Here is an 18,553-nt window from a genome sequence, read left to right on the forward strand (position 1 = left end):
GGCCGCCCCCTTAAATCACGAGTTCTTATGGCTCTGCTGGCCTGCTTTCACATGCTGTTCGTGGGATCCGCCACGCGATGAAGACTGCTGCTTGTCGCCGCCGCCTCCGCTGCTGGCCTGCTTGCCGTCGTTCTTGTGGCTTTGCTGTCCGGCTTTCACGTGTTGTTCGTGTGTGCCACCTTGCGTGTGGTTCTGTGCCATTCTCTTTCCTTTCAGTGGTTTCATACCATTGATTTCGGGAGTGGAATTTGTCGCGCGTGACATAAGCCTAACCATGGGGGACGGACGATGTTCCAAGAAAAAGACTGTAACAAACTTCACGTTTCGGCGGCGCGTCCGAACTCCGCGACTTTTGCCAGTTCCTGGAGAAACATCGACCGTTCGCGATCAAAGCCGCTTCTGCCGCGCAAGCGCAGCAGATAGGACGGGTGGATGGTCACAAAGATGCGGCGGTTTTCGTGATGCAAGATATGGCCCCGTACTGCCGCTATTTTTACGGGCTTGCCAAAAATGGCGCGAGCCGCAACAGCGCCCAGCGCCACGATGATATGCGGTCCGACGAGTTCTATTTCCTGTTGAAGCCACCAGCGACAGGCTTCTATATGACTGGTCGAAGGGCGCTGGTGGAGACGTCTCTTGCCACGCTCGATGTGGCGAAAATGTTTGACCGCATTGGTGATGTAGCATCTCTCGCGGTTGATGCCCGCTTCGGCGAGACAGGCGTCAAAGACCTGGCCCGCAGGACCGATCAGCGGACGCCCTCCGATATCCTCCTTGTCGCCCGGCTGTTCTGCGACAAAGAAAATTCGGGCCCCGATCGGGCCTTCGCCAAAAACTGTCTGTGTCGCATCCTTGTAGAGCTCGCAACGCCGACAAGTCCGCGCTTGCGCGCAGACTTGCTCTAGGTCAGGTTGGCGGCGTGGAACTGCCGGGGCCAGTGCTGTCATTGCCGCCCCGTTGCCGAGGGCGGCGGCTGCGATTCCGTGGATGCTGGCGGTTTGCTGTTGTCATCCATGAAACCGCGGCCCGGACGCATCTTGCCGTAAAGTTCCACCCCGCCCCAGACGATCATTGCCAGCACCAGGCTGGAGATGAGTATCGTTAGGATACGCCGTCCATCCAGCCCCTGACGGGCCCTGCGCGGATCTACCTCTTTCATCGGTTGATCCACCTAGCCCCAGCGCTGTCGCTCGCGTTCGATTTCGTCCGCCGTGTAAGGAGCGCCCGATGCATTGAAGCTCTCCCATCCCTCTTCCAGATAAGCGTCGCGTCTCTGCCCGATATTGACGCGTCCCCAGTCTTCCAGAATGGCTTCGACCTTCTCGCGTTCGGTTTCGTCGCAACGAACTGCGACCAGAGCGCTGCCCCGGCGAATGGCTTCGCTGTAGGCCTCTGCTTCTTCTTCCGGTACACCGGTTTCAACGAGAGCGCCAACGATGCCGCCCGCAACGCCCCCGGCTGTCGCGCCGCCGACCAGCCCGACCAATGTGGCAGTCAGCCAGCCACCAGCCACGACCGGACCGACGCCGGGGATAGACAGGAGCCCCAGGCCGGTCAGCAGCCCGGCACCGCCGCCCGCGACCGCGCCGAGACCAGCGCCGGTTTCCGCGCCGGTGACAGCGCCGTCTTCGTCCTTGAGGGCGTCGCCTGCATATCGGCCGTCTGTGTTATTCGAAATCAGGCTGATGTTTTCAGCCGAAATTCCGGCTTCCTCAAGGGCGCGGACAGCATCGGCTGCTTCATCATAGTTGTCGAACAGACCTGTGATATAAGCCATTTTCATCTCCTTTAATTCGTTCGCCCGTTACAGCCGGGGCACTGCCCGGATCATTGGGTGGTGATGTTTCCCTGGAAGTCGAAGAGGACCTTGACGGGCTGGCCGTTGCGCGCAGCGTCGGCGCGCCAGACCCCGTCTTCGCCGAGCTGAAGGTGCATGATGTTGGTATAGCCTTCTTCCGTCAGGCGATCCTTCACCTGATCCTCGGTAAAGCTGTTTTGCCCCGGCACCGGTGCTTTTGGATTTTTCTCTCCGGGCGTGGTGACCGCAGGGGTCTGCGGCTCTCCGGAAGGAGTCGTTTGGGCAAGCGCTGCTGGTGCGAGCAGCAGGAAAGCTGCGCCTGCGACATATGGAATAGACCGTTTCATTGTTGGCTCCCTTGTTTCAGAGGGACTGTCCCAACCAATGAGCCGTTTGATTGTTCCCCAGGAATTTCAGCGTGCGCCGAGAACCATTTCCCTGATCCAGCGGGTCAGGAGCTGATTGTAGGTCTTCTGGTGGAGCTCTTCGGTGAGCGCATGGTCTGCGCCGCCTAACATGCGAACTGTCAGCGAACGGGAATTGATGAAGGCGGTTTGATAACTTGCGACTGTCGGGTGGGGAACGATGACATCGTGCTCGGACTCGACCAGCAATACATCGCCGCGAAATTTCCGCGCTTGCCGCAAAGCCCGGTTGTCATCAAAACTCACAAGGGCCGAGCGATAGGATTCCAGATCCTTGCGATCGAGCCTGGCCTTCGGGATTTGCCAAAGCTCGTCGCGGTACAGCGCAGGCGCCCTCAGGGCCAGCCAGCGGACGGGGCGAAACTCGGTCAGCAACGTCGCGAGATAACCGCCATAACTGCTGCCTATGACCACGATCGAGCCGTCTTCGACCATTTTGAGGCTCGCCAGGCGGTCATAGGCTGCGATTGCATCATCAAGGTTTTCGCCGCGCGTTACGGTTTTGTTGCTCGACAGCAGTTCCCCATGGCCGCGCATATCGAAAGTGAGGCAAACGCAGCCAAGCGACGATATTGCATTCGCCCTTTCAATATCGCGTTCCTGACTGCCGGCCCAGCCATGAAGAAACAGAACGCCGGGAATGGTGGTATCCGGAGAGATTACAGTTGCGGCCAGCTCATACTGGTCGACACTGACGGCGGTAGCATTACGGATCATGATAGATTTTCTCGATTCTCGCATATTTATGCAGGGGTCGACCGAAATCGTCGGCACCGGCATAGACGATGAAATCATCGTCCCTGAACGGCGGTGTCTGATCGTAGCTCTCGCGCAGAATGGCCTGCACGGCGGTAACGGTTTTGTCCTGCATCAGTTTTTCCATAGCAAGGAGTTCAGCGGGGGAGGCGCCGCCCACACGCCACGACTGTTCCAGCACCCCACAGCGCACGCCATTTTCCGTTATCGGCCCGACGAGGACGTCGTAATTGCTGCGCGACGCGATCAAACCCAGATGTTGCCGCGCGGCTTCATCGTAGCGTCGGGCATTTTCCACAATCTTGCGTGCCACAGGTGATTGCAGGAGCTGAAGAAGCGCATCCCAGCCGCCACGAACCACGCGCAAACGGCTGCCAGCGTAAAACTCGTTCCCGTCCTTGTCGCGGGAAGTGTACTGGCGGCCAAGATAGCTCCCGACGAGATTTTCAAGCTGGACCTGCCCGACGGAATAGGTGGTTGAATTTTCGACATTCTCTTCGACGACCAGCCCGTTTGCCATATCGCCATCCGGAACCGTGGCCAGAAAGTCGTCGAGCGCGCGAGCGGTGTCGATGACTTTCTGGTCCTTGCCGCCGGATGCGTACGGGTTCTTGAAACGTATTTTATGCTTTTTCAGCAGGACGCTGGCCGCTTCCAGCGCGTGGCGATGTGAGAACACCGAGAAGCCCGGCAGGACACAGTCCTCCAGGCATGCCGCAAAGTGTCCCGTCCAGCCTTCCGGCAGGTTGTCATGGTCGTGCCAGTGCGGGTGGGTAACGAGCTTGGTGGCCATGAAACCGTGGTGAACGATACCACCATAAAAACGGTCCACAGGCATTTCCGGGATTCCGTCCTGCCGGACAAGGGCAAAGGTTGGAATGAAAAACGTTTCGTCGTTTTCGTCAAAGCTTTGTCGGGTGGGGAGTAATTGCCGGCCGGTCAGCGCACACAAACGCGTAGCCAGCGCTTCCACGCTGGCTACGTTGTGTGGGCTGTCCGAAGACCGGCAGACGACGCGAATTGTCCGCATGGGATCGTGACCTCACTGCAGGTCCTGGCATGTCTCTGGTCAAGCCGCTTCCGCACGGAGATTGGCGGATGACTCGGCGAGCTTCGTGAGGTCCTTGTCGGTCTGGCCTTCCTCCTGCAGGGTCTGATCGAGAAGTTTGGCGACGTCCTTGTACCCCAGGGTTTCGGCCCAGCGTTTCAACGTGCCGTAACGCGTGATTTCGTAATGTTCCACGGCCTGAGCGGCGGATATCAAGCCCGCGTCAAGGGCTGGGCTGTTCGAAAACTCTTCGATGATTTCCTCTCCCTCAGCGATAATGCCTTCAATGGCATCACAGGTCTTGCCCTGCGCACGCTTGCCGAGAATCTCGAAGCATTGCTGCAGGCGTTCCACATGCCCTTCGGTCTGCTCCCGGTGTTTTTCGAACGCGTTCTTCAGCTTTTCATCGGCGGCTGCACGGGACATTTTGGGAAGCGTTTTCAGAATTTTGCGCTCCGCATAATAAATGTCCTTGAGGGTGTCATAGAAAAGATCTTCGAGATTGCGTTGCTTGGTGCTGGCCATTTCAGGCTCCTCCTTTGGTTCCGAAACTGTCCTCGTCGTACAGCGGAAAATTCCGACGACGGCACACCTAACTCGCCACCAACGCTTTTGTTTCCCAGCAGGCGGCAAAAATTCGAGGCGTGCAGTCAGCGCTGTGTGGGAGAGCCGGGCGGCTGGGTGGGGCTCTCCGGAGAAACGTCACCCTTGTCCGAAGTGATGAACAGGCTTCCGAGGCCGAGCAATGCGACGGCGAACATCACAACGGCAAGCCATTTGAGAGTAACCATCGTTATTCCCGTTCGTATGATCAGGATTTCGACTTGTGCTCGGGCTTCCCCTTCTGCTTGGTGGAAGCCATTTTCTCGAGCTCTTTTTCGCTCATGGATTTGGCCATTTCCTTGGACGCTCCACGCAGTTCGCTTTTCGATTTGTCGCCGCGCTTTGCAGCCAGAGCCGCACCGGCAGCCTGTTGCTGTGCTTTGGATTTTGCAGGCATCTTCGTCTCCTGTGTCTCTATCGGTTCTCTTCGGTGCTGCGGCCTTCACGTCGCAGCTCACGCGCGCTGGGATTGGCCAGATCATTCGGGCGCTCACCATTGGGGCTGTCGAAATCGAAGTCTTCTTGCAGGTCGTTCGTCTGGCGCGGGTCGCCCGGCGCGTTCGATTGCTCATCCGTTGAGCGCAAGTTTCTGTCACGTGGTTCTAGCCGTGGCGGCTCGCCCCTACCGGTTCGGTCCCTGTCGAAAAGGATCGATCTGATGCTTGAAGGGCCATTGTAAAACATGATGTTTCTCCATGTGGCGGCCATGACGGCTAAACGTGCTTCCGAACCAGCTTGCGAGCACTTTGTTCCATCATGGCAGCGAGGCCAGCCGGCATCACACGACAGTCACCACCCGGGCTGCAGACAGATGATAAGGAACATGGTCCGCCGTCGGCAGTTATCGAAACTCGCAAAAAAGGAGTTTTGACATGGCCCACCCGAGGAAATGGTCAGCTGAAGTTACCGAACACAGCGACGCGCTGGATCTGGAGCCGCATGTATTCGAGCAGGACGATCCGAAGAAAATTGCAGCTTCCCTGAAGCGTTCAGCCGAGAAGAGCCACAAACGCAAGGCGGAGCCGTTTCGCTCAGCGATGTCCATGCTGACTTTCTACATCAACCGCGCTGGCAAGAACCTGCCGGAAAAACGCAAGCATGTGCTCGAAGCAGCCAAAGATGAATTGCGCAAGGCTTACGGCAAGCCGGACCACGCCTGACGCCTGCTGTTTGTTAAGGGAGAAATCGAATGAACATCCATGTCGATGACCGGGGCGAATGGTTCGAGATTGTTCTGTCCAGAGATCACGAAACACCCTCCGACCCGCCGGAAGTACCCGAAAATGAGCCGGAAGGCATTCCCGTGGAGCCGCCGGAAACCATTCCGCAACCGGACAAGGGGCCGTTCAGCCCCGACGAGCCGGAGCAGATACCGCCGCTCCCCATGCCCGAACACCCTTCGCCTGGTCCGGTCAGTCCGGGCCAACCGACAATGCTCTGGCGGCAGCTTTGTCAGCGTGAACCGGGATAGGGACTGCTCTTCAGCAATCGCGCCAGATGGGCGCAATTGGCAGCGAGCATTTTGGTGGCGGAAGCGACGGTTTCAGGTATTTCCTCCAGATCGACGAAATTGGTGGATTGCATCGCCTCCCCGACCCAGTAGGTTACGCCATTGGCCGGGATGGTGAAGCCGACATCGTTCAGCGCCTGATAGAGTTGCGACGACACGAAATGCGCGCCATCCTCGTTACCGACCACGGCTACGACGGCGACGCGCCCATAGGACGGCATCCGGTTCTCATCGTCAGTCTCGGAAAGAAATGCGTCCATGCGTTCCAGCACACGCTTGCAGATGCTTGATGGCTGCCCCAGCCAGACCGGTGTACCGAAAACGAGAATATCCGCATCAAGAATTTTCGTTCTGAGGGGCGGCCACTCATCGGCGTCGCCTTCTCGCGATTTGACGCCGGGTTCAATGTTAACTTCACTTAGTCGCACGTGTTCCGTCTCTACTCCGTAGGGAGCCAGATGCTTATCAAGGTAGTGCAACATCCTGTCGGTCGAAGACGGGGCCTCATCGGCACTTCGCTTTAGCGTAGCGTTGAGCGCGACGGCTTTCAGGGGAGACGGAGATGGCAAGGTCATTCTTCGTCCTCTTTTCTCTTGGCGTGCTTTGGTTCACTGAGCGCATCGGAAAGGTTCTTGCGGTCCGGATCGGAAAGATTATGCCCGGCGGCATCGCGCTTTTTTGCCGGGTCGTCGTCGGCAGGTTCGTAGCCGCGAGGCCGGTTTTCCGGCGGTCCTTCCCATTTCGGCTTCTGGTCTGTCGTACCGGCTTTCGGGTCGTGTTTCATGGGAACCTCCATTTGTTGAAACTGACGGTCCCAACCGTTCAAACGCTGGATTGTTTCGTTGGACGAAACGGCAGCGGCGGGCCCCGGCGCCGAAACGGCCCGATGGCGACGATAAAATTCCGGGAACAATTGGCATGCCTCATGGTTGGAACCCGGAGGCTCAAAGCGATGAAAACAGTTTCTGCAGACAAAAGCACTGGCGCCCGCGCAAGGGGCGCGATCCAACGGGGAGAGACCGGCGACAAGGTTCCCGGTTTCGATCCGGCGGCAGCGCCCATGGAAACGGATGCGGAGGCAGGCGGCAATTCCCAGCCGGCCGGAGATGCCCAGCCCCAGCCGGTATCGGCTGACGACAGCAACGCTTCCAGCCATGCATCCGGTCTGCGTGCGTGGTCATCCGAAGAGAATGCGCGATCCGCAAGCGGAAGCGCACGGATGCGGGAAGGTTCGGCCTATCTCGTATGGTGGTTCATCATCGCGGTCGTCGTCATTGGTTATTTCGTAATCTCATGGGCATGGCAATGAATATGCAATCGAAACACGATCCGCAAAAACAGGAAGAGCGTACCGAGCAAAGGCTGGGATATTTTCCACGCTTCGCCCTGGTCATTTTGGCGGTCCTGCTGCTTCTGTTCCTTGGCTGGAGCCTGACCGGCGGCGGATTGATATCGCAGCAGCAGGGCATACAGACGCCTCCCGCGATGGGCTCCGCCGATCAGCCGGCAAACAACCCGCCGGTAGAAAACCAGCGGCCGCAGACGGGCACGGGAGGCGACCAGCCGACCAACCCGCCAGAAGGTCAGAAATGAAGATCAGAAATGAGGTCGATCATGAACGAGAAACCAACCACCCCGCTGACGGACGACGAGGACGTAAAGTTTCTGGCCGAGAACTCGGACATTTCACCGCTTCAGGCGCGGCAGTTGATCGAGCGTTTCGGCAGGGACAGGCTAAAGCTGCTTGAAGAAGCCAGGAAGTTCAAAGCGGAAGGATAGAACGATGGCCCAAATCACACGCGATCATGACAAAATCCGCCGATGGGCTGAAGACCGCAATGGACGCCCCGCGATGGTGGAAACGGGCAGTGAAGGCGGCATACTGCGCATCGATTTCGCGGAGAAGGACCAGAATCTGGAAGAGATAAACTGGGATGACTTCTTCGCCATATTCGACGACCGAAATCTCGCCTTTCTCTACGAAGAAGCAGGCGACAGCCGCTTTAACAAATTCGTTGATGCAGACCAGAAGGCATGAAGGACATTAAAGCCCGGTCAGGTGGGGGCTTTCGACCGGGGCGGAACGCCCGGCACTCCGGGCGCATCTGGATGGCGTTCCTGGTATCTCTTGTGCGCAAGCCGCGACGCCAGTTCTGCGATGTAATTCAGATCGCGCAGGCCGCTCTGGTAAAGCATGACGATTGCGGATGAAAGGTCGGTTGCAGCATATGCCCTGTCGCTTTCTTCAAGAATGATCGCGGCATGCGAAAAGCAGCTGCGCATGAAGTTCACTTCATCCGGCTTGTAGATACGGCTCGCTTCGTTGAAGAGCGGCATGCAGTCCTCCTTCGGAAACCTCAACAATACGCTTCCTGGCTATTTTAGATAGGCGCAGTCGATCACTTCATGTTTCGAAGACGCCGCAAGTCACGGCAGGCGACCACTGCCGTTCTCGGGATGGCGCTCCAGGTTCTGGCGGTTGAGGCAGTCGAAAACCCGCTTCGCCTCCTCCTCGTTCAAGGCGACCTGCAGCCGGCCCTCGAACGTGATCGGGTTGCCTTTGAAGGCGTCGATCACCGACCAGGTGCCATCGCCGTTTTTCTGAAGTTTGTAACCATTTTCTACCATGGTCTCCTCCGTCCTTCCATTCGCGCCGCCGCGATCGAAGGCGGTGTTAAATGCCTGGGATCGCTGCGCTGTTTTGCTTGGCAGCGGCGCATCTCCGGCAAACTAGAGAGGTCGCAACCGGTGGCATTCGAGGTGATGCGGACCATTGGATGCTCGGGTTTGCCTTACATGCAAAACATCACAATGTGTGTCGCCCTTGCACCTCTGGTCCAAGCAGACCCAACCCACCATTAGCGGAGCCATCGTTGTTAATGCCGGAGAAAGGAGGTTAACGAAGCTGGGGCTCGAATGGTTCCTTCGCCCTTCAACCGTTTCGCCTGCGCTCGTCTGCCCAACGCAAAAATCTATTTTAGCTTAACGCTCGAAGAACGGGAACAAGCATCCGGTCTCGTTGTTGGACCAGTAGCTCAATCTCAAAAGTGAAGGAGATGGTTATGCAAGTCAGAGACATGATGAGCAGCGACGCACGCGTTGCGAACCCGGAAACCACGATCCAGCAGGCTGCGCGCGTGATGGCCGGTATCGATGCCGGCTTTCTTCCTGTGGGTGAGAACGGCCAGCTTGTCGGCATGATTACCGATCGGGATATTGCCGTTCGCGCGGTCGCTGTGGGTCGTGGACCGGACACACCTGTCCGCGACGTTATGACGAGCGACGTAAAATATTGCTTTCTCGATCAGGAGATCGAAGAAGTGACCGCCAATATGGCCGATATTCAGGTGCGCCGTTTGCCGGTTCTGGACCGGAACAAACGCCTCGTTGGCGTGATTTCCCTCGGCGATATTGCGCTAAGAAACACCGACGGAGCCGCCGGCGAGGCTTTGACCGGCATATCGCGTCCCGGTGGCGATCACACCCAGACCGGATAACGCGGACAGTCAGTTATGCTGGACGCCGCCGATTTTGCTCGCGCTCGCAGACATATGGTCGAAACTCAAGTTCAACAACGCGGAATCACGGACAGGAATGTCCTCCATGCGATGCTGGAAGTTCCACGGGAAGAGTTCGTCGACGAGGGATACGAAGAGTTTGCTTATGACGACACGCCGTTGCCCATAAGTCGCGGCCAGACGATTTCGCAGCCCTTTATCGTCGCTTTTATGCTTGATGCGGCACACATTCAGTCAACCGACCGGGCGTTGGAAGTCGGTGCCGGTTCTGGATATGCGACGGCGGTGCTGAGCCGAATAGCGGCGGAAGTCATGGCTGTTGAACGACACGAGGAACTCGCAAGCGCCGCGCGGCGACGTCTGGATAAGCTCCAATATGCAAATATAGAACTGCACGTGGGGGACGGCATCCGTGGATGGGAAGCGGGCTCGCCCTACGATGTAATTATTGTGTCCGCTGCGGGACGGCGGATCCCCGAGGCTTTGAAGGATCAGCTGGCGATCGGAGGACGCCTTATTATTCCTGTCGGCGGGGAAGACGATCAGATTCTCCTGAAAATCACGCGTCGCAGCGCAACAGGTTTTAGCAGCGAAAAGCTCGACAGGGTCCGGTTCGTTCCGTTGATCGAGTGACAGTGCGGGGGTGAACTTACAATTCTATCTGACTCAAACTGGAGGACCTGATTATGAATATTGGAAGCGATCTTGCCCTGCGCAGCGGAAACACAATGCCCTGCATGGGGCTTGGGACCTGGAAGCTCACGCGGAACACGGCTGAAACAATCTCGGCAGCACTGGAGCAGGGTTATCGCATGATCGATACGTCAGGTGACTACGGTACTCAACCTGGCATCGGCGATGGCATCCGGCGGGCCGATATTGACCGCGACAGCTTTTATCTCGTGACCAAAATCGAGGACACCGATGACGATGCATACGAGGCTGTGCAGAAAAACCTTGAGGAACTGCAGCTAAGCTATGCAAACCTCATTCTCATTCACCGCCCTCCAGAGGGGAAAGTGGGGACGGAATTATGGGATGGGCTCATCAGAGCAAAAAGAGATGGGCTGACGCGCGATATCGGGGTGAGCAATTATTCTGCATCACTCCTTCAAAGCTTGGTTGACGCCACGGACGAAACGCCGGTCGTCAACCAGATCGAGTGGAGCCCTTTCGGACATAGTGAAGAGATGTTGGCCTTCTGCAAGGAAAGAAACATCGTCATTCAGGCCTACAGCCCTCTCACGCGTGCGACGCGTCTGGACGACGGCGATATCGTTCAGGTCGCCGACAGATACCAAAAAACGCCTGCCCAAATAATGCTGCGATGGAATCTTCAGCTAGGCACGGTTCCTCTCCCCAAAGCGAACGAGCGCGAGCATCAGCGGGAGAATATCGACGTGTTCGATTTCAACCTGTCCGATGAAGATATGAACAGGCTGTCGAGCCTCAATCAGCGTTATTCCGCTCTGGGAGAATTGCCTTATAGCTGAGGCAAGCCGCGCAACCGATGAAGACGGTTGCGGCGACTTGTCGGACCTATGGCTCCTCGATGCCCGACACCAATTTGCCGACCGGGATGGTTACTTTGATTTCCAACCCGGTTGGAAGCCAGTTCCGATCGACAGAGGCGTTCAGTGCAGACGACAGTCCGGCTTCCAGACGGGTTCCGAACCCTTCCGTACTAACCCGCCCGACCGTCTCCTCGACACTTTCGATCCACAATAACTGGACGGTGTCGGTTGTTTCTTCCACAACGATGCTGAGGCAGCCTCCCATCGATGAAAGCGCCCCGTGCTTGGCTGCGTTGGTGGCAAATTCATGCAACAGCAGTGACAGGTTTGTCAGAGACTTCCCCGAAACAGCGGGGTCAGCCCCCGACAGGCTGATATTGCATCCATCGTAGGGATCGAGGATCGTCCGTATCAGCGTTTGGAGCGGAATAGCGACGGACATGTCCGGATTTTCATCCCAGGCAGGCATCGTCAACTCGTGAGCTCTTGCAAGTGACGACAGTCTTGCCTGCACGCGTTGGCGAAACTCATCCACGCTTTGTGCTTCGCGCCCGCTTAGAGACACGATCCCGTTCGCCAGTGCAAACAGGTTTTTGACCCGGTGATGCATTTCGCCCAACACAAGAAACAGTTTTTCCTGCGCCTTACGGCGCTCGGTGATATCGCGGGCTATTTTTGAGGCGCCAACGATCGCTCCTCGCGCGTCACGGATGGGAGAGATTGTCAGGGAAATATCGAAAAGCGTCCCGTCCTTCTTCTTGCGAACAGTTTCGAAATGCTCGACGCGCATCCCAGCGCGGATCTGGGCCAGGATCGCGGGCTCTTCGTTGAGGCGATCGTCAGGAATAAGAAGAGTAATGGGTTTTCCAATGACTTCTTCGGGTTCATAGCCGAACAAGCGCTGGGCTCCCCGGTTCCATGTCTTGATATTCCCCTGCAGATCCTTGCTGATGATTGCATCATCTGATCCGTCTACTATGGCAGCGAGCCAATCGCGCAAGTCCAGTTCGGTATCGTAGAAATTCGCCTGCCAGGCATAGGAACCGTTGTAGGAGACGACGGGTATCTGCACATCGCTGCGCTGTCGATCATCATTTTCTTTACTCATAACCGTCACCCGCAAAATCTCACTGTGGAAACGTCACCCTAATAAACTCTCAAAACTCAGTCGACCAATATTTGCGTCCCATTTCGTGTAGCGCTCATAAACCTGAAATAGATTTTGGTCGGCGCCGGGTCCGGCGAACAGCAAGGCCAATCGACTTCCCTCCAGCCGAGATCGCCGTCCATAAAATAAAATCGCTCCAAGGAACAAACCAGTCCGAATGTGGTTCGGTGGGCTGTCATCACGACTGTGAAGAGGAGCTAATCTCATGCCAGGTCGATATCAGAACGAAGATCGTGACGATTACTACAACGAGCCCTACCGGGAGCGCGATTATGAAGGGCGGGGAAGCGACTACCGGGGCTACGATGACCGGTATTCAGGCGACTATGCCCGGGGACGTTATTCCGATGACAATGACGAACGATTTACCTCTCGGCGGGAGCCAAATCGCGAGCGGGAAAGTGATCGATACCGTCAGCGGACGGAAAACTATTCGAGAGGCAATTATGCTTCCGGCGGCCAGCATCGCGGAAAAGGACCGAAGGGATACACACGCTCCGATGATCGCATCAAGGAAGACGTGTCGGACGCACTGATGGAAGATCCGGATCTCGATGCATCCGACATCGAGGTGACGGTCAAGAAAGGCGAAGTGACCCTTCAGGGGCAGGTTGCAAATCGTCAGGACAAGCGCAGAGCAGAAGAATGTGCGGAAACATGTGCCGGCGTTGTTGATGTCCAGAACAACATCAAGATTCGTTCAGCAACATCGGCTTCGTCAAAGGGTGCTGCCTGAAATTCAAACTCGCGGCTGGAAAATGCAGCCGGAGATGGGCCCAGGAAGGGCTCGTGCGCCACAGGGCGCGAAACCCACACACAATTGGAGGATAACATGCCACGCAATATGCCAGAACGTGACGACCAGGGCCGTTTCGTAAGCGATGACGACAGGGGCCGGGGCGGAGACGATCGCCGCAGGTATTCCAGCAGTCGTCGGGACGACGACACCCGTCGGTCCAGCCGGTATGACGATGATGATCGGGGTCGCGGCCATGGCGGCTGGTTCGGCGACTCCCGCGGCCATGCCGAAGCTGCCCGTCGCGGATGGGACGAACGCCGGGATGATCGTGACTATGATGACCGGCGCCGCTATTCGAGCCGCGACGACGACTACGATGATCGCCGTTCCAGATATGACGACGATGACCGCGGGCGGGGCTGGTATGGCGATTCCCGTGGTCACGCGGAAGCTGCACGGCGCGGATGGGATGACCGACGCGACCGTGATTATGATGATCGTCGCAGATATTCCAGCCGCGATGACGACCGCGGTTATTCAAGCCGGGACGATGATCGCCGTTCCGGCGGTCGAGGTCACGGCGGCTGGTTCGGCGACTCCCGCGGCCACGCCGAAGCTGCCCGCCGAGGTTGGGACGAGCGCCGGGACGATGATTACGACGATCGTCGCGGCCGCTAGAAGCCGGCAAATAGACGGAGCGGCCTTCGGGCCGCTCTGTCAGAATGAACGTTTTTCCAAGGAATTTTCAGATGGGTGCCAAAGCCACGCGCGAACTGGATATCATTGCCGAAAAAGCGCGCCTTCGCTATCTTCGAGCCCGCAATATGCTGATATTGGAAGCAGCGATCAGCGCACTGCTCGATACCGAAACGCCGCAGGATGCTGCAAAAACCTTGCGTGAACAGGCAGATTTGCTCGTTCGTTACCTTTGAGAATACCTAGAACCCACCCCTTAGCTTTTCGACGTTCCAATTCAGGTGGCAATAATACAACTGTCAACGATTTGAGAAATTAGGGTGCAGGGCGGGAACATTATTCTCCGATGCTGGTTCGTTTTTCTTTTAAGGAAAGGAAACAGGATCATGAAACCAGTATTACTTGCCTTCTCGGCAATCATTCTCATGTCTGCTCCGGTATACGGCCAGTCTACGGGCGAAAAGACAGGTATCAATTCGCTTGTCGGGTCGGCACCGTCCACTCAGGATTTCGTGACGTTGAGCGGAAGCAGCGACATGTTCGAGATCGAATCGAGCAAACTCGCGCTGGCAAAGGCAGACCCAACCACCAAAAGCTTTGCGCAACAGATGATCACCGATCATCAAAAGACCGCCGAGGAATTGAAAGAGCTTCTGGGTACGAAAGTGAACTCCGTGAAGGCACCGACTGCGCTTTCCGAAGATCATCAGGAGATGCTGGACAAGTTGAAAGGACTGGAGGGCGAGGATTTCACGAAGCAGTATCGAAGCGATCAGGAAGACGTACACGAAGACGCTGTTGATCTCTTCAAGCGATATGGCGAGGGCGGCGAAAATGCCGATCTCAGGGCTTGGGCGAATGCGACCCGGCCTGCGCTGGAGCACCATCTCGAAATGGCAAAGAAGCTCAACGATTGAAGGGCAGGCGGCTCGCGGTCACTTGCGCGCGGCGGTTAATATGGCGACGCCGCACGCCGCGCCGATCGCGAGCCCTCCGCCCAATCCCTGATAATCAGTCATGGGACAGGGTTCCTTCCATGCTGATTATGCCTCGGGGCGTGTCGATGGGCTCGTCGCTGACACGATGCACCTGATAGGATTTCTCATTGCGAAACGCACTGAAATCATTGGTAAGATCCGTGTCCCCGATTGCCACCTGACCGCGGAAAGCTTCTGTCTCGCCTTGACTCGCGACCACTCTCGCGTCGGCCTCGGATCGGGCAGAAACGAGAACAGTCCCGCGCTTGTGGGCAAGTTGATTGTCGTCGCCCGGCGATGGAATGAGCAAGAAGGCGTAGCATTGATAGTCGGTCTCGACCTTTACGCCGCTGTCGGGCGTCTCTTTCCATTCGGTGAAGATATTCTTGTCGCGGTATTCCATTTTTACCTCCATTGGCTGTTCAGGGCCGTAGTCCAACAGCCGGGAACGCTTGATGTTCCCTTTCAGGGATCTCGCAGCACGGTTGAGGCGCTCATCAGCGCTCGCGGCAAATCCGATCACCGCGAGCGTAAAGAAATGTCGATGACGAAAAGACCCGGCATGTCCATGCCGGGCAGGAACCTCACATGGAGTGCGCGGTTACGTTACCGTCCGCGTCGAGCGTCAACATAAACGTCTCGGTTCCTTTCATGGCCGACGCCTCCCACAACCCCTTGTCATTTAACTTGAGGTTGGAAACGCCAGTGTAACCGGCTTTGGTGAAGCGTTCATTGGCTTGCTGTTCGGTAAAGCTGTTCTGGCCTGCGTCGGGCGCCTTGTCGTCATGCGTTGTCGGTGTGGCGGACGTAGGCGCATTGGCGTTGGGCGCCGGTGCGTTGGTGGATGGTGTGTTGGGCGTCGTCGCATCCTGTGCATTGCCGATAGCCGGAACGATCACGAGAGCGCCAGCCAACAGAAGGGTTGAAATGTTCATGTGTCTTTCTCCGTTTTTCAGCCCCGCAGCGTCGTAACAAAGGCAGCTTCAGATTGTTCCGCTTTGCGGACCTTGGGTTATCGATCTCTATTCAAAATATCCAGCGTAATCATACGGCGCCTCGTTCGACCGAAATTCCGGAAAATAAAAGAAAGCTTTGGGGAACACCTTGCGGAGAACATTGTTCGAAGAGGGCACCCCTAACAAAAGGAGAAGACTAATGGCCGATCATACGTCGAACCGCGGTTTTGCATCCATGGATGAAGATAAGCAGCGCGAGATTGCTTCAAAGGGAGGCCAGGCCTCCGGCGGTAATTTTAAAAATGACCCAGAACGTGCTGCGGAAGCCGGTCACAAAGGTGGGCAGGCTTCAGGTGGCAATTTTCAAAACGATCCTGAACGCGCCGCTGAAGAGGGGCGTAAGGGCGGGAAACACTGACGGCGCTCTATTGTGATGATCTCAATGAGAACGATCCTGATGATTGTTATCGGTATAGCGCTCCTGCTGCTGGCGGCGGCGCTGGTGCGCGGCCTCGGCCCGGGAGCGGACAATGGGCAGAGCCCCCCGCATTCCCTGCAGACCAATCCGCCCGACTGAATGATTGCAAGGCAAACGGAGCCATCACCCGCACAACAATACATCCCAGGCGCTCGAAAGTAAGCCGCATGAAAGTCCCGGCCTGTCGCAGACCGGGACTTCTTCTTTGTTCATTTAATAATCGCCGAACCGGACGGGTCGCGCTCCTTTAACGCCGACGCCGGTTTTTCCAGATCAAAACTGCGGTTACGCAGAGGAGTGCAGTAAGAAGCGTGCCTTCTATTACGAAATACCAGTGCATGAAGAAGCTCCTATACCGGAACTCGACCACCGCCAGCTTTCGGTGCGATCATCCAGGGGATTGCGGTTTCGGGCTGTTCCAGAATGTTTCGCTTACGCGCAAACCCCGCTATCGCATGACGCGCAACATAGAGGGGTTTAAGACCGTTCTGCGCGTCACAGCATACCTTCCATGTCATTTCATAGATGACATCTCTATCATGCTCTGGCCACTCGTTAAGAAAATCGATTGCGTCTTCAATACCGGCAATCTCTTGAATCAGGTAAGGCCCGTCTTTCACGAAAACGGGGCTGTCAAACAAACGGTCGCTCATCAGAACCTCCATTTGATCGAACGATAAGGTTAGTGTGACCGCGCTTATTTAGTATCACATCCGCGCTGTTAAAGATGGCGAGCGAATTTTTCGCCAAGCCCCTGATATGCAATTGATTTGGTTGGAGGAACAAGACCGGCGCTCTGGAGTTAGGCCCATCGAAGGAGATAGACAATGAGCGCGAAGCTTCCCCCTGTGCCTGAAGATAACCGCAGCGGAAAAGGAACCGGCGAACAGAGACATGTTCCGCAGAAAGGCGATCTGCTCGCTCAGGATGACAAATCGGGGAAACAAGGACGGCAGGCCAACACCAAAATCAATACGACAAACCAAGGCTTGCAGCAGGACCGTTAGTCCAGGTGGAGGAATGGAATGCGTTCGTTTCTGAGAGACAACGGATTGACGATAGCGCTCGCCATTTTGTTCGGAACATCGATCTTCGGCATGGCAGCGGCTGGATTTGCAACGCGCTCTCGCCGAAACGCTGGATGTGCAAAAGCCGCCGCAGCAGATCAATGACAGCGACGGCAGAATGGTGCGGTTATCGTTTGGCCACCGCTATTCGCGAAAGTGCGCGCAAGAAATTTCTGTGTGATCGGATCGAGATTAGATCTGATCCATTCGGCCATGGCGGCTTCTTCCCGAAGACCTTACCCCGCACGCTCGTGCGATTTCCCTTTCATTCAAATCACCGCTGCCGTGATCGGGGTGGTGTGGAACAAGCCTGGATGTGCGCTGATGATTCAGGATGGTGCGGCCTACCAGCACCAATCGAGCTTTGTTCCAGACGTCTGCGGAACGAAGCGCGCTTGGCGAGGTTAGGCTGTCCACACCAAAGGGATGATCGGCATGCGAACCGTTAGTGCTTTATTTTCAAATCCGCTCCAAGCGAAACTCACTGTTGCAGCTCTGGTAACGTCAGGAATTCGCGCAGAAGAAATTTCCATCATATCCAATGGAGGCCGGGATGATCTGGCCGAAAACGCAACCGGCGTCGCAGCGGGCACCGGTGCGGTCGTAGGCGGGGCAGCAGGTTTGCTTACAGGGTTGGGATTGATGGCTATTCCGGGGCTTGGGCCGCTTGTGGCGACGGGCTGGCTTGTGAGCACCCTGACTGGGGTGATGAGCGGCGCAGCTATCGGCGGCGTTGCAGGAAGCGTTTACCGCTCGCTTGTTCAGGCCGGGCTTAGTGATACGGATGCGAATATATACTCAGCAGGAATAGAACAGGGCGGGACGTTTCTTGCAGTCAGGGTATCTGACGAGCAATACATGGAAGCGGAGCGAATTCTGGCCAAAGCGCGAAGCTTTACGGACGCTGAGATCGATTTGCCTGCTGCGCCTATGGGGTGACAGTTGTCCCCGGCCTTGTCTCGACCCACGGCCTGGTCGTGGCATGTTCGCTTGGTCAACAAAGGATCAGACTGGTGGTGCCAGCCGCACGATCCATGCTGGAAAAGCGGTGATTGGCGGACGCGGAGGTGACCAGAAGCCCCCCGTCGCCCAACGTTGCACCGATGCTTGGATTATTATCTGCAGAATGTGCTTTCCATTTTTTGATCACTCGTGCGGAAGTGTCATGTCTATGGGCGTTACAGAAATAGTTATTGAATTGTTGGGTTTTGAGAATAATGTTAAATACTAATATATTAATCGCGAATAATTATTGGCGTACTTATAAGAGGTGCCGAAAATATTCGATAATAATTACTGT

36 protein-coding genes are annotated in these 18,553 nt (G+C 56.5%); 18 read left to right on the forward strand and 18 right to left on the reverse strand.

Going from position 1 to position 18,553, the window contains the following annotated elements; genetic code table 11:
* Nucleotides 1-15: 15 nt before the first annotated feature.
* The 10 genes from J9800_RS17025 to J9800_RS17070 form a co-directional block, all read right to left on the reverse strand.
* Nucleotides 16-201: a hypothetical protein gene (locus J9800_RS17025; RefSeq protein WP_006469543.1), complete on the reverse strand. Its 186-nt coding sequence runs from the start codon at nt 199-201 to the stop codon at nt 16-18.
* Between the two features lie 116 nt (nt 202-317).
* Nucleotides 318-947, reverse strand: a complete 630-nt coding sequence (locus J9800_RS17030) for a UdgX family uracil-DNA binding protein (RefSeq protein ID WP_114216497.1) — start codon at nt 945-947, stop codon at nt 318-320.
* On the reverse strand, nt 944-1,159 hold the full coding sequence (locus J9800_RS17035) for a hypothetical protein (protein ID WP_114216496.1): 216 nt from the start codon (nt 1,157-1,159) through the stop codon (nt 944-946). The genes J9800_RS17030 and J9800_RS17035 overlap by 4 nt, the downstream gene beginning before the upstream one ends.
* Before the next feature lie 12 nt (nt 1,160-1,171).
* A complete protein-coding gene (locus tag J9800_RS17040) occupies nt 1,172-1,777 on the reverse strand; it encodes a hypothetical protein (protein WP_112584799.1) in 606 nt (201 codons plus the stop codon).
* A 50-nt stretch (nt 1,778-1,827) separates the two neighbouring features.
* Entirely contained in the window at nt 1,828-2,145 is a 318-nt protein-coding gene (locus J9800_RS17045) for a PepSY domain-containing protein (protein WP_114216495.1), read from the reverse strand.
* A gap of 66 nt (nt 2,146-2,211) precedes the next feature.
* The gene (locus J9800_RS17050; protein ID WP_114216494.1) at nt 2,212-2,940 is read right to left on the reverse strand and encodes an alpha/beta hydrolase family protein; all 729 of its coding nucleotides are present in this window, start codon (nt 2,938-2,940) and stop codon (nt 2,212-2,214) included.
* Entirely contained in the window at nt 2,930-4,009 is a 1,080-nt protein-coding gene (locus tag J9800_RS17055; RefSeq protein ID WP_114216493.1) for a DUF3182 family protein, read from the reverse strand. The genes J9800_RS17050 and J9800_RS17055 overlap by 11 nt, the downstream gene beginning before the upstream one ends.
* Before the next feature lie 39 nt (nt 4,010-4,048).
* Nucleotides 4,049-4,552: a YciE/YciF ferroxidase family protein gene (locus tag J9800_RS17060; RefSeq protein ID WP_114216492.1), complete on the reverse strand. Its 504-nt coding sequence runs from the start codon at nt 4,550-4,552 to the stop codon at nt 4,049-4,051.
* A gap of 125 nt (nt 4,553-4,677) precedes the next feature.
* The gene (locus J9800_RS17065; RefSeq protein WP_162792678.1) at nt 4,678-4,818 is read right to left on the reverse strand and encodes a hypothetical protein; all 141 of its coding nucleotides are present in this window, start codon (nt 4,816-4,818) and stop codon (nt 4,678-4,680) included.
* Nucleotides 4,819-4,838: 20 nt separating this feature from the next.
* A complete protein-coding gene (locus tag J9800_RS17070; protein WP_094574805.1) occupies nt 4,839-5,027 on the reverse strand; it encodes a DUF3008 family protein in 189 nt (62 codons plus the stop codon).
* 11 nt (nt 5,028-5,038) lie between these two features.
* Between J9800_RS17070 and J9800_RS17075 the strand changes: the two genes are divergently transcribed.
* From J9800_RS17075 to J9800_RS17085, 3 genes are all read left to right on the forward strand, one after another.
* Complete coding sequence (locus J9800_RS17075; protein WP_162792677.1) at nt 5,039-5,209, forward strand: hypothetical protein; 171 nt, start codon at nt 5,039-5,041, stop codon at nt 5,207-5,209.
* 293 nt (nt 5,210-5,502) lie between these two features.
* The gene (locus J9800_RS17080; RefSeq protein WP_112584787.1) at nt 5,503-5,790 is read left to right on the forward strand and encodes a DUF3175 domain-containing protein; all 288 of its coding nucleotides are present in this window, start codon (nt 5,503-5,505) and stop codon (nt 5,788-5,790) included.
* 29 nt (nt 5,791-5,819) lie between these two features.
* Nucleotides 5,820-6,101 carry a chitin-binding protein gene (locus tag J9800_RS17085; protein ID WP_114216490.1) on the forward strand — a complete coding sequence of 94 codons (282 nt, stop codon included), beginning with the start codon at nt 5,820-5,822 and terminating at the stop codon, nt 6,099-6,101.
* Here J9800_RS17085 and J9800_RS17090 read toward each other — a convergent pair.
* Together J9800_RS17090 and J9800_RS17095 are read right to left on the reverse strand one after the other, a co-directional pair.
* Complete coding sequence (locus J9800_RS17090) at nt 6,083-6,715, reverse strand: flavodoxin family protein (RefSeq protein WP_114216489.1); 633 nt, start codon at nt 6,713-6,715, stop codon at nt 6,083-6,085. The genes J9800_RS17085 and J9800_RS17090 overlap by 19 nt on opposite strands.
* Nucleotides 6,712-6,924, reverse strand: a complete 213-nt coding sequence (locus tag J9800_RS17095; RefSeq protein WP_286167611.1) for a hypothetical protein — start codon at nt 6,922-6,924, stop codon at nt 6,712-6,714. Before J9800_RS17095 ends, J9800_RS17090 begins: the two co-directional genes overlap by 4 nt.
* Before the next feature lie 168 nt (nt 6,925-7,092).
* Between J9800_RS17095 and J9800_RS17100 the strand changes: the two genes are divergently transcribed.
* From J9800_RS17100 to J9800_RS17115, 4 genes are read left to right on the forward strand one after another with little or no spacing between them, the layout of a single operon-like run.
* Nucleotides 7,093-7,449, forward strand: a complete 357-nt coding sequence (locus J9800_RS17100) for a hypothetical protein (protein ID WP_114216488.1) — start codon at nt 7,093-7,095, stop codon at nt 7,447-7,449.
* Nucleotides 7,434-7,733, forward strand: a complete 300-nt coding sequence (locus J9800_RS17105; RefSeq protein ID WP_114216487.1) for a hypothetical protein — start codon at nt 7,434-7,436, stop codon at nt 7,731-7,733. Before J9800_RS17100 ends, J9800_RS17105 begins: the two co-directional genes overlap by 16 nt.
* 21 nt (nt 7,734-7,754) lie before the next feature.
* Nucleotides 7,755-7,919, forward strand: a complete 165-nt coding sequence (locus tag J9800_RS17110; RefSeq protein ID WP_205315962.1) for a hypothetical protein — start codon at nt 7,755-7,757, stop codon at nt 7,917-7,919.
* Nucleotides 7,920-7,923: 4 nt separating this feature from the next.
* A complete protein-coding gene (locus J9800_RS17115) occupies nt 7,924-8,178 on the forward strand; it encodes a hypothetical protein (RefSeq protein WP_114216486.1) in 255 nt (84 codons plus the stop codon).
* Between the two features lie 17 nt (nt 8,179-8,195).
* On the opposite strand, the gene J9800_RS17120 is transcribed toward J9800_RS17115, so the two are convergent.
* Complete coding sequence (locus J9800_RS17120) at nt 8,196-8,477, reverse strand: hypothetical protein (RefSeq protein ID WP_114216485.1); 282 nt, start codon at nt 8,475-8,477, stop codon at nt 8,196-8,198.
* 90 nt (nt 8,478-8,567) lie between these two features.
* The gene (locus J9800_RS17125) at nt 8,568-8,768 is read right to left on the reverse strand and encodes a hypothetical protein (RefSeq protein ID WP_114216484.1); all 201 of its coding nucleotides are present in this window, start codon (nt 8,766-8,768) and stop codon (nt 8,568-8,570) included.
* Nucleotides 8,769-9,202: 434 nt separating this feature from the next.
* Between J9800_RS17125 and J9800_RS17130 the strand changes: the two genes are divergently transcribed.
* From J9800_RS17130 to J9800_RS17140, 3 genes are read left to right on the forward strand one after another with little or no spacing between them, the layout of a single operon-like run.
* The gene (locus J9800_RS17130) at nt 9,203-9,637 is read left to right on the forward strand and encodes a CBS domain-containing protein (RefSeq protein ID WP_112584770.1); all 435 of its coding nucleotides are present in this window, start codon (nt 9,203-9,205) and stop codon (nt 9,635-9,637) included.
* Between the two features lie 15 nt (nt 9,638-9,652).
* The gene (locus tag J9800_RS17135) at nt 9,653-10,291 is read left to right on the forward strand and encodes a protein-L-isoaspartate(D-aspartate) O-methyltransferase (RefSeq protein ID WP_114216483.1); all 639 of its coding nucleotides are present in this window, start codon (nt 9,653-9,655) and stop codon (nt 10,289-10,291) included.
* A gap of 53 nt (nt 10,292-10,344) precedes the next feature.
* Nucleotides 10,345-11,151 carry an aldo/keto reductase gene (locus J9800_RS17140; RefSeq protein WP_114216482.1) on the forward strand — a complete coding sequence of 269 codons (807 nt, stop codon included), beginning with the start codon at nt 10,345-10,347 and terminating at the stop codon, nt 11,149-11,151.
* A 46-nt stretch (nt 11,152-11,197) separates the two neighbouring features.
* Here the strand turns inward: J9800_RS17140 and J9800_RS17145 are convergent, their stop codons facing one another.
* The gene (locus tag J9800_RS17145; protein ID WP_114216481.1) at nt 11,198-12,280 is read right to left on the reverse strand and encodes a PAS domain S-box protein; all 1,083 of its coding nucleotides are present in this window, start codon (nt 12,278-12,280) and stop codon (nt 11,198-11,200) included.
* Nucleotides 12,281-12,545: 265 nt separating this feature from the next.
* On the opposite strand from J9800_RS17145, the gene J9800_RS17150 reads away from it, so the two are divergent.
* The 4 genes from J9800_RS17150 (at nt 12,546) to J9800_RS17165 (ending at nt 14,692) form a co-directional block, all read left to right on the forward strand.
* Complete coding sequence (locus J9800_RS17150) at nt 12,546-13,076, forward strand: BON domain-containing protein (RefSeq protein WP_112584762.1); 531 nt, start codon at nt 12,546-12,548, stop codon at nt 13,074-13,076.
* Between the two features lie 96 nt (nt 13,077-13,172).
* On the forward strand, nt 13,173-13,757 hold the full coding sequence (locus tag J9800_RS17155) for a hypothetical protein (protein ID WP_114216480.1): 585 nt from the start codon (nt 13,173-13,175) through the stop codon (nt 13,755-13,757).
* Between the two features lie 71 nt (nt 13,758-13,828).
* Nucleotides 13,829-14,011 (forward strand): hypothetical protein, encoded by a 183-nt coding sequence (locus tag J9800_RS17160; RefSeq protein ID WP_006473209.1) that lies wholly within the window; start codon nt 13,829-13,831, stop codon nt 14,009-14,011.
* Nucleotides 14,012-14,161: 150 nt separating this feature from the next.
* A complete protein-coding gene (locus tag J9800_RS17165) occupies nt 14,162-14,692 on the forward strand; it encodes a DUF4142 domain-containing protein (protein WP_114216479.1) in 531 nt (176 codons plus the stop codon).
* A 94-nt stretch (nt 14,693-14,786) separates the two neighbouring features.
* On the opposite strand, the gene J9800_RS17170 is transcribed toward J9800_RS17165, so the two are convergent.
* Nucleotides 14,787-15,155 carry a hypothetical protein gene (locus tag J9800_RS17170; RefSeq protein ID WP_114216478.1) on the reverse strand — a complete coding sequence of 123 codons (369 nt, stop codon included), beginning with the start codon at nt 15,153-15,155 and terminating at the stop codon, nt 14,787-14,789.
* A 181-nt stretch (nt 15,156-15,336) separates the two neighbouring features.
* Entirely contained in the window at nt 15,337-15,687 is a 351-nt protein-coding gene (locus tag J9800_RS17175) for a hypothetical protein (protein ID WP_112591855.1), read from the reverse strand.
* 220 nt (nt 15,688-15,907) lie between these two features.
* Here J9800_RS17175 and J9800_RS17180 point away from each other — a divergent pair, with 220 nt between their 5' ends.
* Nucleotides 15,908-16,126, forward strand: coding sequence for a con-10 family general stress protein (locus J9800_RS17180; RefSeq protein ID WP_114216477.1), 219 nt, complete (start codon nt 15,908-15,910; stop codon nt 16,124-16,126).
* Nucleotides 16,127-16,150: 24 nt separating this feature from the next.
* Nucleotides 16,151-16,285 (forward strand): hypothetical protein, encoded by a 135-nt coding sequence (locus J9800_RS22135; RefSeq protein WP_286167610.1) that lies wholly within the window; start codon nt 16,151-16,153, stop codon nt 16,283-16,285.
* A gap of 251 nt (nt 16,286-16,536) precedes the next feature.
* Here the strand turns inward: J9800_RS22135 and J9800_RS17185 are convergent, their stop codons facing one another.
* Nucleotides 16,537-16,839: a DUF982 domain-containing protein gene (locus J9800_RS17185; protein WP_112591858.1), complete on the reverse strand. Its 303-nt coding sequence runs from the start codon at nt 16,837-16,839 to the stop codon at nt 16,537-16,539.
* A gap of 174 nt (nt 16,840-17,013) precedes the next feature.
* Between J9800_RS17185 and J9800_RS17190 the strand changes: the two genes are divergently transcribed.
* A complete protein-coding gene (locus J9800_RS17190) occupies nt 17,014-17,193 on the forward strand; it encodes a hypothetical protein (RefSeq protein WP_114216476.1) in 180 nt (59 codons plus the stop codon).
* 495 nt (nt 17,194-17,688) lie between these two features.
* The gene (locus J9800_RS17195; RefSeq protein WP_162792676.1) at nt 17,689-18,192 is read left to right on the forward strand and encodes a hypothetical protein; all 504 of its coding nucleotides are present in this window, start codon (nt 17,689-17,691) and stop codon (nt 18,190-18,192) included.
* The last annotated feature ends 361 nt before the right edge of the window (nt 18,193-18,553 follow it).

Origin of the sequence: Ochrobactrum sp. AP1BH01-1 (assembly GCF_018066705.1) — a bacterium.
GTDB lineage: Bacteria > Pseudomonadota > Alphaproteobacteria > Rhizobiales > Rhizobiaceae > Brucella.